At 59.3% G+C, this 15,189-nt stretch carries 15 protein-coding genes; 7 read left to right on the top strand and 8 right to left on the bottom strand.

Annotation, left to right across the window (positions count from 1 at the left end):
- The first annotated feature begins 140 nt into the window (after positions 1-140).
- The 3 genes from ACZZ0A_RS24595 to ACZZ0A_RS24585 all read left to right on the top strand — a co-directional run bounded on the left by ACZZ0A_RS24595 (position 141) and on the right by ACZZ0A_RS24585 (position 4,656).
- On the top strand, positions 141-1,061 hold the full coding sequence (locus ACZZ0A_RS24595; RefSeq protein WP_095113229.1) for a LysR substrate-binding domain-containing protein: 921 nt from the start codon (positions 141-143) through the stop codon (positions 1,059-1,061).
- Between the two features lie 184 nt (positions 1,062-1,245).
- Entirely contained in the window at positions 1,246-3,222 is a 1,977-nt protein-coding gene (locus ACZZ0A_RS24590; protein ID WP_463543838.1) for a methyl-accepting chemotaxis protein, read from the top strand.
- 219 nt (positions 3,223-3,441) lie between these two features.
- Complete coding sequence (locus ACZZ0A_RS24585) at positions 3,442-4,656, top strand: aldose 1-epimerase family protein (RefSeq protein WP_414916399.1); 1,215 nt, start codon at positions 3,442-3,444, stop codon at positions 4,654-4,656.
- Here the strand turns inward: ACZZ0A_RS24585 and ACZZ0A_RS24580 are convergent.
- From ACZZ0A_RS24580 to ACZZ0A_RS24565, 4 genes are all read right to left on the bottom strand, one after another.
- Positions 4,653-6,146 carry a YifB family Mg chelatase-like AAA ATPase gene (locus ACZZ0A_RS24580; protein WP_258708979.1) on the bottom strand — a complete coding sequence of 498 codons (1,494 nt, stop codon included), beginning with the start codon at positions 6,144-6,146 and terminating at the stop codon, positions 4,653-4,655. The two genes, ACZZ0A_RS24585 and ACZZ0A_RS24580, sit on opposite strands and share 4 nt — an antisense overlap.
- Before the next feature lie 595 nt (positions 6,147-6,741).
- Entirely contained in the window at positions 6,742-7,287 is a 546-nt protein-coding gene (locus ACZZ0A_RS24575) for an N-acetyltransferase (RefSeq protein ID WP_311196972.1), read from the bottom strand.
- A gap of 196 nt (positions 7,288-7,483) precedes the next feature.
- Positions 7,484-8,002 carry a BRO-N domain-containing protein gene (locus ACZZ0A_RS24570; protein ID WP_457461912.1) on the bottom strand — a complete coding sequence of 173 codons (519 nt, stop codon included), beginning with the start codon at positions 8,000-8,002 and terminating at the stop codon, positions 7,484-7,486.
- Between the two features lie 359 nt (positions 8,003-8,361).
- Entirely contained in the window at positions 8,362-8,622 is a 261-nt protein-coding gene (locus tag ACZZ0A_RS24565; protein ID WP_007920416.1) for an accessory factor UbiK family protein, read from the bottom strand.
- Positions 8,623-9,035: 413 nt separating this feature from the next.
- On the opposite strand from ACZZ0A_RS24565, the gene glnK reads away from it, so the two are divergent.
- The 4 genes from glnK (at position 9,036) to sutA (ending at position 11,820) form a co-directional block, all read left to right on the top strand.
- The gene (glnK, locus tag ACZZ0A_RS24560) at positions 9,036-9,374 is read left to right on the top strand and encodes a P-II family nitrogen regulator (protein WP_002555808.1); all 339 of its coding nucleotides are present in this window, start codon (positions 9,036-9,038) and stop codon (positions 9,372-9,374) included.
- A gap of 38 nt (positions 9,375-9,412) precedes the next feature.
- Positions 9,413-10,750 carry an ammonium transporter gene (locus tag ACZZ0A_RS24555; RefSeq protein WP_007920417.1) on the top strand — a complete coding sequence of 446 codons (1,338 nt, stop codon included), beginning with the start codon at positions 9,413-9,415 and terminating at the stop codon, positions 10,748-10,750.
- Positions 10,751-10,965: 215 nt separating this feature from the next.
- Positions 10,966-11,391 (top strand): secondary thiamine-phosphate synthase enzyme YjbQ, encoded by a 426-nt coding sequence (locus tag ACZZ0A_RS24550; protein WP_007920418.1) that lies wholly within the window; start codon positions 10,966-10,968, stop codon positions 11,389-11,391.
- Between the two features lie 102 nt (positions 11,392-11,493).
- Entirely contained in the window at positions 11,494-11,820 is a 327-nt protein-coding gene (gene sutA / locus ACZZ0A_RS24545; protein WP_007920420.1) for a transcriptional regulator SutA, read from the top strand.
- A gap of 196 nt (positions 11,821-12,016) precedes the next feature.
- On the opposite strand, the gene ACZZ0A_RS24540 is transcribed toward sutA, so the two are convergent.
- Genes ACZZ0A_RS24540 through dapF form a run of 4 tightly spaced genes read right to left on the bottom strand, consistent with a single transcriptional unit; the run spans position 12,017 to position 15,189 of the window.
- Entirely contained in the window at positions 12,017-12,721 is a 705-nt protein-coding gene (locus ACZZ0A_RS24540; protein ID WP_463543837.1) for an HAD family hydrolase, read from the bottom strand.
- A complete protein-coding gene (gene xerC, locus ACZZ0A_RS24535; RefSeq protein ID WP_007950060.1) occupies positions 12,718-13,617 on the bottom strand; it encodes a tyrosine recombinase XerC in 900 nt (299 codons plus the stop codon). The genes ACZZ0A_RS24540 and xerC overlap by 4 nt, the downstream gene beginning before the upstream one ends.
- 2 nt (positions 13,618-13,619) lie before the next feature.
- Positions 13,620-14,345, bottom strand: a complete 726-nt coding sequence (locus ACZZ0A_RS24530; protein ID WP_007911092.1) for a DUF484 family protein — start codon at positions 14,343-14,345, stop codon at positions 13,620-13,622.
- Between the two features lie 13 nt (positions 14,346-14,358).
- Positions 14,359-15,189 (bottom strand): diaminopimelate epimerase, encoded by an 831-nt coding sequence (gene dapF / locus ACZZ0A_RS24525; protein WP_007911094.1) that lies wholly within the window; start codon positions 15,187-15,189, stop codon positions 14,359-14,361.

Here is a 15,189-nt window from a genome sequence, read left to right as displayed (position 1 = left end):
TCAGAGGGAACAGGAGAGCGTCGATTCTCGGCGCTTGGCGGGCGTTGCACAAAGGGATAAAAAGGATGGGTGGCATGAGTAAAACTCATCCTGATGTGATTCTGTCCGTTTTACTGCATCCCGCTGCTGGAGCCTTGTGTATGTCCCGTCGACTTCCTCCGTTGTATGCCCTGCGCGCATTCGAAGCTGCAGCACGGCACAGCTCGTTCACGCGTGCGGCCGAGGAGTTGTCGATCACCCAGAGTGCGGTGAGCCGGCACATTCGCACGCTCGAAGATCACTTTGCCTGCAAGTTGTTTCACCGCAGCGGTCGCCATCTGCAGCTGACCGAGTCGGCGCGTTTGCTGTTGCCTGGCATCCGTGAAGGTTTCGCGGCATTGGAACGTGCCTGTAATACCTTGCGCGCCGAAGACGACATCCTGCGTATGAAAGCCCCGTCGACCCTGACCATGCGCTGGTTGCTCGCGCGTCTGAGTCGCTTCCGCCATTTGCAGCCTGGCAACGAAGTGCAACTGACCAGTGCGTGGATGGATGTCGATTCGGTGGACTTCAACGATGAGCCGTTCGATTGCGCGGTGTTGCTGAGCGACGGCCATTTTCCGCCGGACTGGGAGGCCAGCCTGTTGTTTCCCGAAGAGTTGATTCCGGTGGGGGCGCCAAACCTGCTGAATGATCAGCCGTGGGATCTGGCTCGACTGGCTTGCACCGAATTACTTCACCCGACACCGGACCGTCGCGATTGGCGCAGTTGGCTGGAACACATGGGGCTGTCCGATCAGGTGTCACTCAAGGGTGGGCAAGTGTTCGATACCCTCGAATTGGGCATGATCGCGGCGGCGCGCGGGTACGGTGTGTCGATGGGCGACCTGTTAATGGTCGCCGAAGATGTGGCGCAGGGAAGGCTGAGCCTGCCGTGGCCAACCGCGGTCGCCAGCGGCTTGAATTACTACCTTGTGTGGCCAAAGACCCGCCCGGGAGGTGAACGTTTGCGCCGTCTCAGCGACTTTCTGCAAAGCGAAGTCCGCGCCATGGAGTTGCCGGCGGTCGCGCGCTTGAGCTGAAACGTTAGAGCCGCCACAATGCCGGCCTTGTGCCATAACCTTGTTTTCCGCTCAAGTATTTGGATCCACCGCCGAATACGTGCTTGTGGAACCGTCGTGCCGGTATCCACGATTCACCCCCACAACCAGAAAAATTTCCGAGTCGAGATCAAGGAGGATCCCGTGGCTCGGCCAGGAGCTGTCCATGTCTCAACCTCGCGCTCGGATCGCCTCACAGTTAGGCCTCGCCCTCGCCGTGATACTGGCGATAGTTATCAGTGGCAGTACGGTGTTCGCCTTGCGTTCGCTGGACTCCGCCAACCTCGCCACCCGTGAAGAGCATCTGGCCAGTGAGGCGCGGCTGTTGGCCGACCAACTGAGCACCTTTCACGGCACGCTGCGTGAAAGCACCCAACGCCTGAGCGGTTTGTTCGAGAAGCGCTTCAGCGCGGGTTTGAGCATTCACCCGAGTGAACCGGTGACAGTCGCCGGCACCCAGACCCCGGGCCTGCACCTGGGCAGCGAAGTGTTGAACAACAACTTCAAGGAAGTCGACGAGTTCAAGCAGATGACCGCCGGCGTCGCCACCCTGTTCGTGCGCAGCGGCGAAGACTTCATCCGCGTCAGCACTTCGCTGACCAAACAGGATGGCACCCGTGCCATCGGCACCTTGCTCGATCACGCGCACCCGGCCTACGCGAAGTTGATGGCGGGGCAGGGTTACGTCGGTCGCGCCTTGCTGTTCGATCGCTCCTACATGACCCAATACACCCCGGTGCGTGATGGCAGCGGCAAGGTGATTGCGGTGTTGTTCGTCGGCTTCGATTACACCGACGCGCAGAACATCCAGTTCGATAACCTCAAGCGCTTCCGCATTGGCCAGAGCGGTTCGCTGGCGTTGCTCGACGAGCAAAACAAATGGCTGGTCGCGCCAGCGGGGGTGCAGGCGCTGGATCAAGCCGTTCCGGTGATCAAAGGTTTGGCTGCAAAGCCGGGCAAGGGTGAGTTCTGGAGCGACACCTCGGAAGATTTCTACAGCATTGCCGTGCCGTTCGATGGCGGACCATGGTCGGTCGTGGCGAGCATGCCGAAAGCTGAGATCCGCGCGGTGACCTGGAGCGTGGGTACGCAACTGGCCATTGGCAGTCTGTTGGCGATGCTGCTGGCGGTCGGATCTGTGGTCTGGCTGCTGCGCAGCAAACTGGCGCCTCTGGGGGATCTGGTGCGTCAGGCCGAGGCCTTGGGCGCCGGTGATCTGAGCGTGCGCCTGAACGTATCGAGCAACGACGAAATCGGTCAGCTGTCCCGCGCGTTCAACCAGATGAGCCAGGCGCTGTCGACCATGGTCGAGCACATCCGCCGCTCTTCGGAAGAGGTCAACAGCCGTGCCCAGGCCCTGTCCGGTTTGTCCGGCGGTGCCTATGAAGGCATGGAGCAACAATCTGGCGAAATCACCAGCATGGCCGGCGCGGTGGAAGAGTTCAGTGCGACGTCGTTGAACATCGCCGACAACATGGGCGCGACCCAGCGTCTGGCGCAGGAAAATGCCCAGCAAACGCAGATTGGTCGCAGCTCGATGGAAGAAGCGTCGTCCTCGCTGGAGCAAATCGCTGGCGCCCTGAACAGCACCGCCACCGTGATCAACACCCTCGGTCAGCGTTCGCAGGAAATTGGCGGCATTGTAGGTGTGATCACCTCGATCGCTGAGCAGACCAACCTTCTGGCACTTAACGCAGCAATCGAAGCTGCCCGTGCTGGTGAGCAGGGTCGTGGCTTTGCTGTGGTGGCCGATGAGGTGCGCAGCCTGGCCTCGCGTACCCGTCAGGCGACGGATGAAATTTCCAGCATGATCCACAGCATCCAGCAGGAAACCGGTAACGCGATCAGCACCATGGAGCAGGGCAATGTGCTGATGCAGGAAGGCTTGTCGCGCAACGCCAACGTGGCGTCGGCGCTGGCGCGAATCGATGAACAGAGCCGTTCGGCGGGGCAGCAGTTTGCCGCGATTACCACGGCGACTCAGGAGCAGAGCAGCACCGCGACGTTGTTGAGCAGCAATTTGCAGAGCATTGCACTGGCCAACAGTGAGCAGCGTGAGGTTGTGTCGAACCTGGCTGTTACCGCCAAGGAGCTTGAGAAGCTGGCGGCGGACTTGCGTTCCGAGGTTGATCGCTTCCGTTGATAGGTGGCTGAAATCGCTATCGCGAGCAGGCTCACTCCTACCGGTATATCGGTTGGTCGCAATTTTTGTGGTCACTGAAGATCCCTGTAGGAGTGAGCCTGCTCGCGATCGCTTCACTGCCAATCCTGGGTAAAACACTCGAGCTCTTTCTCTTTCATACTTGCTGAAACGTTTCCGCAGCGCTATAAAAATGGCACAACTCCAATAAAGGCTGCTGCCATGACCCCGCTCAAACTCGCCGTCGCTCTCGGCGCACTCTCTGCTGCTTCCCACGCCATGGCTTGGGATTACGTTCTTCTCGATGCCAACAAACCCGCGCAAAACTGGACCATCACCAGTGCGCAGCTCGGCGTGAAAACCGACAAACCCTTCTCCGTAACCCTGCGTACCTTGCACGGTGGCCGGCAGGAAGGTGTCAGCATCGTCGATATCGATAACGGCACAATGAAACTCTCGGTGGTGCCGACCCGCGGCATGAATGTCTTGCAGGCCTCTGTCGGCAACGTGCGCATGGGTTGGGATTCGCCGGTCAAGGAAGTGGTCAACCCGGCCTTCATCGAACTTAACGGACGCGGTGGGCTTGGCTGGCTGGAAGGTTTCAACGAGCTGGTGACCCGCTGCGGGTACGAATGGGTCGGCCATCCCGGCATGGACAATGGCGAACTGCTGACCCTGCACGGACGCGCTGCCAACATTCCGGCCAGTACCGTCACGCTGCACATCGACGAAAAGCCCCCCTACGCCATCAGCCTGCGTGGCGAGCTGAAAGAGCAAGCCTTCAAGAAGGTCGACTTCTCGGTCGTTACTGAACTGGTCACCGAACCTGGCAGCGTGCGCTTTGCACTCAACGATACGCTGACCAACAACGGCGATTATCCGAAGGAATACCAGGCGCTGTATCACAGCAACTTCAGTACGCCGTTCCTCGAGCAAGGCGCACGATTTGCTGCGCCGGTAAAACAGGTGTCGCCGTTCAACGACAAGGCCAAGGGCGACCTGGCCGACTGGCAGACCTATCGCGCGCCGACCAGGGACTACGACGAAACCGTCTACAACGTCGTGCCCTATGCTGATGCCAAAGGCGAAACCCTGACTGTTTTGCACAATAAGGCCGGCAGCCTCGGTGTTTCTGTTGGCTTCAATACCCAGCAGTTGCCGGTGTTCTCTCTGTGGAAAAACACTGATACCCAAGGGCAGGGCTATGTCACCGGGCTGGAGCCGGGCACCAGTTTTTCCTACAACCGTCGCTATCAGCGTCCGCTGAATCTGGTGCCGACCATTGCACCCAAAGAACACAAACAGTTCCAGATCAGCTACAGCCTGCTTGCGGACAAAGGCGCTGTGGATAACGCGTTGAAGCGCGTGACCGAGATTCAGGCCGGGCGCGACACCGAAGTGCGGCAGACGCCGCTGGTTGATCTGACCGAGCATTAAGGCGTTGCCGGCCGGTATTGCAGTGCCTCAGCCAAGTGTTCGCGTTTGATTGCATCGACTTGCTCAAGGTCGGCCAGTGTCCGGGCGACTTTGAGTAGGCGATGCGCTGAGCGTAGCGATAGCGTCAGCCGTTCACAGGCTGATTCCAGCCACTTCTCATCGGCTGTGGATAACTTGCAGTGCCGCTTCAATCCCGGCAGATCGAGAAACGCATTGGCACAGCCCTGACGCTTCTGCTGTCGTTCGCGAGCCTCGGCCACCAACGCCGCAGCGCTGGCGCTGTCTTCTCCCGGCTTTACCTGCGGGTTCAACGCCGTCGCTTCCCGCGCCACTGTCAGGTGCAAGTCGATCCGGTCCAGCAACGGCCCCGACAGTTTGTTGCGATAGCGCTGCACCATGTCCGGCGTGCAGGAACACTTGCCACTCGGCTCGCCAAGATATCCACAGGGACACGGGTTCATCGCCGCCACCAACTGAAATCGCGCCGGGAAACGCACGCGATCCTTGGCCCGGGCAATCACGATATGCCCGGACTCCAGCGGCTCGCGCAGCACCTCCAGCACCTTGCGATCAAACTCCGGCAGTTCATCGAGAAACAGCACGCCATGGTGGGCGAGGGTAATCTCGCCGGGTTGCGGTTTCGAGCTGCCACCCACCAGTGCCGGCCCGGATGCCGAGTGGTGCGGTTGACGAAAGGGACGCTGCGGCCAATGGGTTAGCGGTGCACCACTGGCGACTGACTGAATCGCCGCGACCTCCAAAGCTTCACTCTCGGCTAGCGGCGGCAACAGTCCCGGTAGCCTACTAGCCAACAGTGTTTTCCCTGTTCCCGGCGGCCCGCTGAACAGCAAGTTATGGGCACCCGCAGCAGCAATCAGCAACGCTCGTTTCGCCGCCACTTGCCCCTGCACTTCATTCAAGTCGGGATAAGGCTTGCTAGCATGCATCAGCCCGTCGGAGACATAGGGTTCAACCGGCGTATGCCCATTGAAATGCGCCACCGCCTCCAGCAAATGATCCACCGCAAACACCTTCAACCCCGAAGCCAGACACGCCTCCTCGGCATTCGCCCGCGGCACCACCAACGCACGACCCGCCTTGCGCGCCGCCAGTGCGGCCGGCAACACCCCACGCACCGCTCGTACCGCGCCGGACAACGCCAACTCACCCAGACATTCCACATCATCCAGCGTCAGACACGGCACCTGCACACTCGCCGACAGAATCCCCAAGGCAATCGCCAGATCAAACCGCCCGCCATCCTTGGGCAAATCCGCCGGCGCAAGATTCAAGGTGATCCGCCGCGCCGGAAACTGCAGCCCGGAATTGATGATGGCGCTGCGCACCCGATCCTTGCTCTCCTTCACCGCCGCCTCGGGCAGCCCGACCATGGTCAGCGACGGCAGACCGTTGGCCAGATGGACTTCGACGGTGACAGCGGGGGCTTCCACGCCTATCTGGGCGCGACTGTGGACGATGGAGAGGGACATGGTCGTTCCTTGAGCTGAATCGGGGGGCCGCTTCCTGCGGGTTTTTGAAGGGTAGTTGAGCCGGGTTTCAGTGCTGAAATAGAGGTTTACAAGACGTATCAAGACCCGATGGGCTGTCAGTGCTTGCCTGAATTGGAGCGTTGACTCTCGCTCGGCATTGACGGATCCTCCCGCTCGAGGACTGCAACTGCGCATTCGTCGGGACTGGGCACCAGTAAAAGCTCCCCCGCATTTTTGGCAGCAGAGAAAGCTGGTTTCTCTGAAGTAGTGACGACGGGCCAGCTCGTCGGATTCTGAACCCAAGGCTGCAAAGCCAGGAGCTAAAGAATCGCTGCGACTACTCCTCCAAACACAAAAAGGCGTCCTATGGACGCCTTTTTATTTTTAACTCAGGATCTTCTACCGGCCAGCGGGCCGCTTGGCTCAAGCTCTGGCCCACATGTAACAGCAACTTCAATAAATCGCCGTTGGTTGGCTGACATATCCCCAGCCAACCGGAGTGCTTCGAGATGTAATTCAACAATCTGAAGAAGCTTCGCCTTTCGCTTTTTTGGGCTCATACGCACCTCGTGCGATTGGGTTGTTGATTTCGATGTTATTGACCGTCCACAGAAATGACAAGCCGGTTGGTCTGGTCGAATTCGAACCCCAGTTTCCGGTAGTAAAAAACAACATTCGGATCAGGGTCCTGAATCTCGATTTCTTTGCATCCTAGCGCTCGCGCATAGTGATCTGCGACAAGCAGAGCAATCGGCGCGATCCTGCCGCGAAGCGGGTGCGCCCTATCCGGATGCCCTTCCAACAGAACAATCTTTAAGCAGATAGAGCTTGCGCGCGGGGTCGCATAGCACATGCCGCAAAGAATCTGTTTGTACCATATCGCCAAATCCAGACCTTTCGCATCTTTACTTTTCCAGTCTGCAACGTCATCCCAAGGGAAAATTGTTGGCCCCTCCCAGAGTAAGTATTGCTTTATCGCTGCTGGGGTAATTGGCTCAAACTTGACCGCTGCTGCATCAATATTTGGGATTCTCGGGGCAATGTCCTTGAGAAAGAATTTGTAGGCGATCTTTCGCGAGTTTGATCTGAATGTCTGGTCACGAAGATCCGTTGCTTTGCCTTTTCTTCTCATTGTTTTCATCTGTTTGGATCTGGTCGCAGAAGATAGCCAGCAGAGAGGGGGCAGCGAAATCAGACGTGGGGGACGCGTTTTGTAGGACGTTACTTCTGTGAGTGGAGGATTTCGGAGTAGGGGGGGGGGAGATAACGAAGACACAAAAAAGGTCATTTCAGTGGTATCGCTGAAATGACCTTTGGTGAGGTTGCAGCGCAAAAATTCAGATCAATTGCAGAGCCTTTTTCCACCATGAGTTCACAACCGTGCGGTTTACCAGCTCTCGCTCCGTCACCATGTGTGGCACATCTTGTAACCGAATCCACGGCTGGTTATTCCAGTGCAACAAACTCAACGTCATGTCCGGCCAACTGAGCAAGCTGAGGTGTGGACGTTCGCTTGTGGTGGGGTGTTGGGCGTCGCGCAGGGTGGGGATGACCTGGTGGGTGAGCCATTCGCGCAGCGCTCGGTATTCGGGGCAGTAGTGGTAGACGAGGAGGGCGTAGATGCCGGATTCGCTGATCAGCAGGGCGTTTTCGATTTGGTTGTGGATGAGGGTTTTGCGGGTCTGGTATTGGTCGGGGTCGAGTTTTCGCAGCATGCGTTCGTTGAGGTAGATGTGCAGCAGGCGGCTCAGGTCTCGGGCGCAGAACCAGGGTTGGTTCTGGATGAGGAGGGCGTGGAGAGGGAGTTTGTGGCGGGTGAATATGTGCGGGGTCAGATAAGTCTCTTCTTGATTCATTGAGCAGTTCCTCTTGCTTAAGGGGCTGCCCTCAATCGTCGCCAAACGATTGGGTGGCAGTTGTACGCGGGTTGGCGAACCGGAGCAAAAGGAACCCGGCAGACCCGAAGGTCTCCCACGCACAACCGCCATGAAACGATGTGGCGGTAAATGTAGCCGCCATCATGGTTGTCGTGCGCCTTAAGCTGTTCGGGTCGCCAAACCCGCTGCTGAACATTCAGCATCGGGTGAGCTTAGAAACCTGGGCTTTTCGGCGCAATCGGACGGCGGTCATTCAGGTTGTAGGACGTTGCCGGGATGGTTGAAGGGCTGGAGATCAAAAGATCGCAGCCTTCGGCAGCTCCTACAGGGGGCGCGGATTATTCCGCGGGCGGCGTCAGCTTGGCTTCCATCTCGGCAACCTTGGCTTCAAGGCTTTCGAGGCGAGCGCGAGTACGCGCCAACACAACCATCTGGCTATCAAATTCTTCACGGCTGACCAGATCGAGTTTGCTGAAGGCACTCTGCAGCAGCATCTTGAACTGGCTTTCGATTTCGGCTTTCGGCAGCGGGGTGTCGCCGCTGAAGAGGCGGGAGGCGGTGCCGCTCAGGGCGTCGAGGAAGTCTTTGGGCGCGAGCATGGTGGATGTCCTGGAAACAATGGCCGGCAGTGTATCACGCAGTGTCTATAGTCAATCTCGTGGTCAGGGATGCACGCTTTTCGCGCAGGCGGACGGATGGCGACGCACCGTTGTTGTGCGTATCCGGATGGCGTTTTGCACGGGATGCCTTGCGGCAGCGGCCAAGGGATTGAAATCAGGGGATTTTGGCGAGATGGCAAGGTTTCTGCTTAGTCACCTTCGACCCATGCACTGATGCAGTCGCTGTGACGAATGCAGTGCGGCAGACGGAGCGGGGAGTTTCGTCAGCAGCGGTTAGCTGGCGTCAGTCGGGCAGGTAAGGCCGACGATGCGTTACAAAGCCAGGCACTGCGCTTAGACTTGAGTCGGGTTTGTTTTCCTGGGGCAAGTCCACCAATTCGGGAGAGAGTTTCATGAAGCTAGTCACTGCCATCATCAAGCCGTTCAAGTTGGACGACGTGCGCGAGTCGCTGTCCGAAATCGGCGTGCAGGGCATTACCGTTACTGAAGTCAAAGGCTTCGGCCGGCAGAAGGGTCACACCGAGCTGTATCGCGGCGCGGAATATGTGGTCGATTTTCTGCCCAAGGTGAAAATCGACGTGGCCATCGACGACAAGGATCTGGATCGGGTGATCGAGGCGATCACCAAGGCGGCCAACACCGGCAAGATCGGTGACGGCAAGATCTTCGTGGTCAATCTGGAACAGGCGATTCGCATCCGTACCGGCGAAACCGATACCGACGCGATTTAAACGCCGCCACAAACCCCAACGCCCCAGGAGAAAACAATATGACTCTGCGTAAATTCGCAGGGCTAGGAGCCCTGTTGTCCATCGTAATGCCAAGCCTTGCAATGGCGGCAGACGAAGTGGCGGCCCCAGTCCTCAATTCCGGCGACACTGCCTGGATGCTCACCTCGACGGCACTCGTGCTGTTCATGACCATCCCCGGCCTGGCGCTGTTCTACGGCGGCATGGTTCGCTCGAAAAACATTCTTTCCGTGATGATGCAGTGCTTCGCCATTACCGGTCTGATCAGCATCCTGTGGGTCATTTATGGCTACAGCATTGCGTTCGACACCACCGGCATGGAGCAGGGCGTCGTCAACTTCAACTCGTTCTTCGGCGGCATGGGCAAGGCGTTCCTCGCCGGTGTCACGCCTTCGAGCCTGACCGGCCCAGCGGCTTTGTTCCCTGAGGCGGTGTTCATCACCTTCCAGATGACCTTCGCGATCATCACTCCGGCGCTGATCGTCGGTGCGTTCGCCGAGCGGATGAAGTTCTCCGCGATGCTGATCTTCATGGGCATCTGGTTCACCCTGGTTTACGCGCCGATCGCGCACATGGTCTGGTCCGGCAACGGCGGCCTGATGTGGGACTGGGGCGTGCTCGACTTCGCGGGCGGCACCGTGGTGCACATCAACGCCGGTGTCGCCGGTCTGATTGCCTGCCTGGTGTTGGGCAAGCGTAAAGGCTTCCCGACCACCCCGATGGCTCCGCACAACCTCGGTTACACCCTGATGGGCGCGGCGATGCTGTGGGTCGGCTGGTTCGGCTTCAACGCCGGCTCCGCTGCAGCGGCCAACGGCACTGCCGGCATGGCGATGCTGGTCACTCAGATTGCTACCGCTGCTGCGGCACTGGGCTGGATGTTTGCCGAGTGGGTCACCCACGGCAAGCCAAGCGCACTGGGTATCGCATCGGGTGTGGTGGCCGGTCTGGTCGCGATTACTCCGGCTGCCGGCACCGTGGGCCCGATGGGTGCACTGGTGATCGGTCTGGCCGCAGGCGTGGTGTGCTTCTTCTGCGCCACCACTCTGAAACGCAAACTCGGTTATGACGATTCCCTGGACGCGTTCGGCGTGCACGGTATCGGCGGTATCCTCGGCGCGATCCTCACCGGTGTGTTCGCAGCTCCGGCTCTGGGTGGCTTCGGCACCGTTACCGATATCGGTGCGCAAGTCTGGATTCAGGTCAAAGGCGTGGGCTTCACGGTGATCTACACCGCGATCGTCACCTTCATCATCCTCAAGGTCCTCGACGCCGTCATGGGTCTGCGTGTGACCGAGGAAGAAGAGTCGGTTGGCCTCGATCTGGCACAACACAACGAACGCGGCTACAACCTGTAAGTACGCGCATTAAAAAACTTGCCCGGTTCGCCGGGCATTTTTTTGTCTGGAATTTGTCATTCAGAGAGCAGCTGAAAGGATTTTTCGTACTGCTTTGGTCGTGTTTACGACGGGCGTTTTTCTGCGGCCAATGGCTTACATGATTGCAGGAATATTAGGGCCTTTGTTTTTTCCCAGAGCGCGCTAGAATGCGCCCCGAACGTGCGGAGAACTGTATGTGGCAACAGACTCTGATAACCCTGCGGGCACGGCCCCGGGGCTTTCATCTGGTAACGGACGAGTTACTCGCGGGGCTGCCTGAACTCAGGGAGTGCCGGGTCGGTCTGTTGCATTTGTGGCTGCAGCATACCTCGGCGTCGTTGACCATCAACGAGAACGCCGATCCGGCGGTACGTCGCGACTTCGAACGATTTTTCAATCGTCTGATCCCACAAGGAACAGACGGCTATGAGCATAACGACGAAGGCCTGGACGACCTCCCGGCGCACTTCAAGGCCAGCGTGCTTGGCTGCCAGATCAGTCTGCCGGTTTCGGCAGGTCGCCTGGCACTGGGGACCTGGCAAGGCGTTTATCTGGGCGAGCACCGTGATCATGGCGGTGCCCGAAAAGTCCTCGCCACCTTGCACGGTGAAGGGGCATAAACCGTTGGTCACCAATGGTTACTGATTTTTTAACGGCGACTTTCGACAGTTGCCAAAGCTGGTCTATAACTAATCTGCTTTTCGCAAGTCATGAGGTAGAACATGAGCGACGATGATCTGGAAAACGACGACCTCGAAGTAGGCGACGAAGACGAGGCCGAGGAAGGTCTGGAAGCAGCAGCGGAAGACGTTGCTGACGACGATGGTGGCGACGATACGCCGGCCCCGGCTGCCAAAGGCAAAGCCAAGGCTGCGGTGTCGGTAGACGAGTTGCCGAGCATTGAAGCCAAGAACAAGGAACGCGACGCCCTGGCCAAGGCCATGGAAGAGTTCCTGTCGCGTGGCGGCAAGGTTCAGGAAGTGGAGGCCAACGTGGTCGCCGATCCGCCGAAGAAGCCGGACAACAAGTACGGCAGCCGCCCTATCTGAGGCGTGCCGCTGGCTTGCTGAAAAGGCCCGCCGTCGCTGCGGGCTTTTTCATGGGCGAAAGAAAAATTTGAAGGCGATGCAGACCCTGTGGGAGCTGGCTTGCCAGCGATGGCGGCCTGTCAGACAACATTGATGTGGAATGTGCTGGCCTCATCGCTGGCAAGCCAGCTCCCACAGGGAATGATGGAAATCAGGGTCAGTGTTGGGCATTCCAGCGTGCGAGCACGGCTGGCAAATCGCTCAGGCTACGAATCTCGGCATCCGGCAAGCGATCCGCTTCCCAGGCCTTGCCCGCCGGGTTGAACCATATCGCCCGCAACCCCGCCTGCTGTGCCCCGGCAATGTCATCGCCCGGATGATCACCGATGTGCACAGCGGTTTCGGCGGTGGCGCCACCGCGTTGCAGAGCCTCATGAAAAAGCCGCGCATCCGGTTTGGCGATGCCGATATCTTCCGCGCAAAGCGCAAACTTGAAGTAATCCGCCAGCCCTAACCGGCGTACATCGGCATTGCCATTAGTGACAACGCCGAGCGAGTAATGATTGGCGAGAATCTCCAGCACCGGCTCGACTTCAGGAAAAACTTCGATCTGATGCCGTGCATGCAGAAACACTTCAAAGCCCTTGTCTGCCAGGTCGGTTGCTTCACCATGGGCGTAACCAGCGTCTTCCATCGCATGAAACAACACCCGCCGACGCAGAGCGCTGATCCGATGCTTGAGTCCCGGCTCGCCGGCCAACACCCGCTCACGAATCGCCCACAAATGCTCCACCGGCACCGCGCCCAGATTCGGCGCATGTTCGCTCAGCCATTCGCGCAATATCGCTTCGGCACTGACGATCACCGGGGCGGTGTCCCACAAGGTGTCGTCGAGGTCGAAGGTGATCAACTGGATGCTCATGAATCGTCGCCTTTCATGCGTTTGGCCCGTGGGTGGGCGCTGTCGTAGACCGCCGCCAGGTGCTGGAAGTCCAGGTGGGTGTAGATCTGCGTGGTCTTGATATCTGAGTGGCCGAGCAATTCCTGCACCGCGCGCAGGTCCTGCGAGGATTCCAGCAAGTGGCTGGCGAAGGAGTGGCGCAGCATGTGCGGGTGCAGGTTCTGTCCCAGTTCTCGTTCGCCGGCCAGTTTGACCCGCACCTGAATCGCTCGTGGACCGAGGCGTCGGCCTTGCTGGCTGACGAATACGGCGTCGTCTGCGGGGTTGGTCATGGCCCGTAACGGTAACCATTGTTCCAGTGCTTCGCGGGCCTTTTTACCCACCGGCAGCAGTCGGGTCTTGCTGCCCTTGCCGAGCACTTGAACCATACCGTCAGCAAGATCCAGCTGATCAAGATTGAGCCCGGTCAGTTCGGAAAGGCGCAGGCCGGAGGAATAGAACAACTCCAGAATCGCCTGATCGCGCCGCGCAAGAAAATCATCCTCGACCGCACCTTCAAGCAGTTGCAGCGCACGGTCAGTGTCGAGGGTTTTCGGCAGGCGACGCTCACCTTTCGGCGGCGCCAGACCGGTCGCCGGATCGTGGTCGCAAAGGCCTTCGCGGTTGAGGTAGTGATAGAGCCCACGCACCGCCGACAGCAGCCGCGCGAGGCTGCGCGAGGATTGGCCTTGCGCATGCAGACGAGCGATCAGGCTGCGCAGGCGCTGAATATCCAGCGCCGCCCAACTGCCGATGTTTTGCTTCACGCACCAGCCAAGGACTTTATCGAGGTCGCGGCGGTAGGCCGACAGGGTGTGCGGCGACACCTGTCGCTCACTGCGCAGGTGTTCGCAGTAAGCGTCCAGTTGCCGTTCCATGTTCAGCGTACCGAGCGCAGGGAGCTGTTGACCCGTGGCAGCACGCGGCCCATGACTTCGGCGATGTAGCTGAGGAACAGCGTGCCCACCGAACTCTTGTAGTGCTGCGGATCACGGCTGGCGATCGCCAGAATGCCGTGAATGCCTTGATGGCTGACCGCGACGACAGCGGTGGAACCGATCTGCTTGCGCTGCTCTTCGCCGAAGAGGAAGTCCAGTTCATGCTCACGCAGGCTGCCGCTGACGCTTTTGCCTTCGGTGAGCAGGCCGCCGATGGCGACTTGCGCGTCAGCGTGAGTGACCCAGCGGCCAACCGGTGCCGGGTTATCGCCAAGCAAAATAAGGCTGACAAAAGGCACCTGGAAATCCTGGCGCAGACTGTCTTCGACGCTGATCACCACGTCTTCCAGGCTGCTGGCATCCATCAGGGACAGGATCAAGCGACGAGTCTTGTCGAACAGGCGATCGTTGTCGCGGGCGACGTCCATCAAATGCGAGAGGCGGTGACGCATCTCGATGTTGCGGTCGCGCAGGATAGTCATCTGCCGCTCGACCAAGGACACGGTGTCACCGCGCTGGTGAGGAATGCGCAAGGCGGGCAGCAATTCCTGGTGCTCGACGAAGAAGTCCGGATGAGCCTCCAGGTATGCGGCAACCGCTGCCGCCTCCAGGCTCTCGGACGCTGATTCGTCGGACTGTCGGGCGGGTACCTGAGGCTTATCGGTCATGGTTTCTGCTCACTCAAAGACGTACTTGTCCTTCGTATACACGCACTGCCGGACCGGTCATCAGCACCGGTTGACCAGGGCCAGCCCATTCAATGGACAGACGCCCGCCAGGCAGGTCGATCAATAGCGGCGAATCCATCCACCCCTGGCTGATCGCAGCGACAGCCGCTGCACACGCACCGGTACCGCAGGCCTGGGTTTCCCCGGCGCCACGTTCCCACACGCGCAGTTGCGCGCGGTTGCGGTCGATGACCTGGAGAAAACCGACATTGACCCGCGCCGGGAAGCGCGGGTGGTGTTCGATTTTCGGCCCCAGTTCATGCACCGGTGCACTGTTGATGTCTTGCACGCGCAATACGGCGTGCGGGTTGCCCATCGACACGGCGGCCAGCTCGACCGTGGTGCCGTCGACTTCCAGCTGATAGCTGGTCGCCTGGGCGGGTGCTTCGAACGGAATGTCCGCCGGCACCAGACGCGGGGCGCCCATGTTCACACCGATCTGGCCGTCGTTACGCACGTCCAGTTCGATGATGCCGCCCTTGGTCTCGACGCGGATCTGCCGTTTGGCGGTCAGACGCTTGTCGAGCACGAAACGGGCGAAGCAGCGCGCACCGTTGCCGCACTGCTCAACTTCGGATCCGTCGGAGTTGAAGATCCGATAACGGAAATCCACGTCCGGGTTGCTCGGCGCCTCGACGATCAGCAATTGGTCGAAGCCAATGCCAGTGTGGCGGTCGCCCCATTGCTTGGCGTGCTTTGGCTGAATATGCGCGTGCTGGCTGACCAGGTCGAGAACCATGAAGTCATTGCCCAAGCCGTGCATTTTAGTAAAACGCAGCAGCAT

The sequence above is a fragment of the Pseudomonas sp. AC242 genome (assembly GCF_979258655.1).
The sequence above is the reverse complement of the archived record's forward strand: the minus strand, read 5'-3'. Positions and strand labels throughout refer to the sequence as shown.

What these genes read in the sequence shown, in the direction of transcription:
- ACZZ0A_RS24595 (WP_095113229.1), top strand. Translation starts at nt 141, where the DNA reads ATGTCCCGTCGACTTCCTCCGTTGTATGCCCTGCGCGCATTCGAAGCT.
- ACZZ0A_RS24590 (WP_463543838.1), top strand. Translation starts at nt 1,246, where the DNA reads ATGTCTCAACCTCGCGCTCGGATCGCCTCACAGTTAGGCCTCGCCCTC.
- ACZZ0A_RS24585 (WP_414916399.1), top strand. Translation starts at nt 3,442, where the DNA reads ATGACCCCGCTCAAACTCGCCGTCGCTCTCGGCGCACTCTCTGCTGCT.
- ACZZ0A_RS24580 (WP_258708979.1), bottom strand. Translation starts at nt 6,146, where the DNA reads ATGTCCCTCTCCATCGTCCACAGTCGCGCCCAGATAGGCGTGGAAGCC.
- ACZZ0A_RS24575 (WP_311196972.1), bottom strand. Translation starts at nt 7,287, where the DNA reads ATGAAAACAATGAGAAGAAAAGGCAAAGCAACGGATCTTCGTGACCAG.
- ACZZ0A_RS24570 (WP_457461912.1), bottom strand. Translation starts at nt 8,002, where the DNA reads ATGAATCAAGAAGAGACTTATCTGACCCCGCACATATTCACCCGCCAC.
- ACZZ0A_RS24565 (WP_007920416.1), bottom strand. Translation starts at nt 8,622, where the DNA reads ATGCTCGCGCCCAAAGACTTCCTCGACGCCCTGAGCGGCACCGCCTCC.
- glnK (WP_002555808.1), top strand. Translation starts at nt 9,036, where the DNA reads ATGAAGCTAGTCACTGCCATCATCAAGCCGTTCAAGTTGGACGACGTG.
- ACZZ0A_RS24555 (WP_007920417.1), top strand. Translation starts at nt 9,413, where the DNA reads ATGACTCTGCGTAAATTCGCAGGGCTAGGAGCCCTGTTGTCCATCGTA.
- ACZZ0A_RS24550 (WP_007920418.1), top strand. Translation starts at nt 10,966, where the DNA reads ATGTGGCAACAGACTCTGATAACCCTGCGGGCACGGCCCCGGGGCTTT.
- sutA (WP_007920420.1), top strand. Translation starts at nt 11,494, where the DNA reads ATGAGCGACGATGATCTGGAAAACGACGACCTCGAAGTAGGCGACGAA.
- ACZZ0A_RS24540 (WP_463543837.1), bottom strand. Translation starts at nt 12,721, where the DNA reads ATGAGCATCCAGTTGATCACCTTCGACCTCGACGACACCTTGTGGGAC.
- xerC (WP_007950060.1), bottom strand. Translation starts at nt 13,617, where the DNA reads ATGGAACGGCAACTGGACGCTTACTGCGAACACCTGCGCAGTGAGCGA.
- ACZZ0A_RS24530 (WP_007911092.1), bottom strand. Translation starts at nt 14,345, where the DNA reads ATGACCGATAAGCCTCAGGTACCCGCCCGACAGTCCGACGAATCAGCG.
- dapF (WP_007911094.1), bottom strand. Translation starts at nt 15,189, where the DNA reads ATGCTGCTGCGTTTTACTAAAATGCACGGCTTGGGCAATGACTTCATG.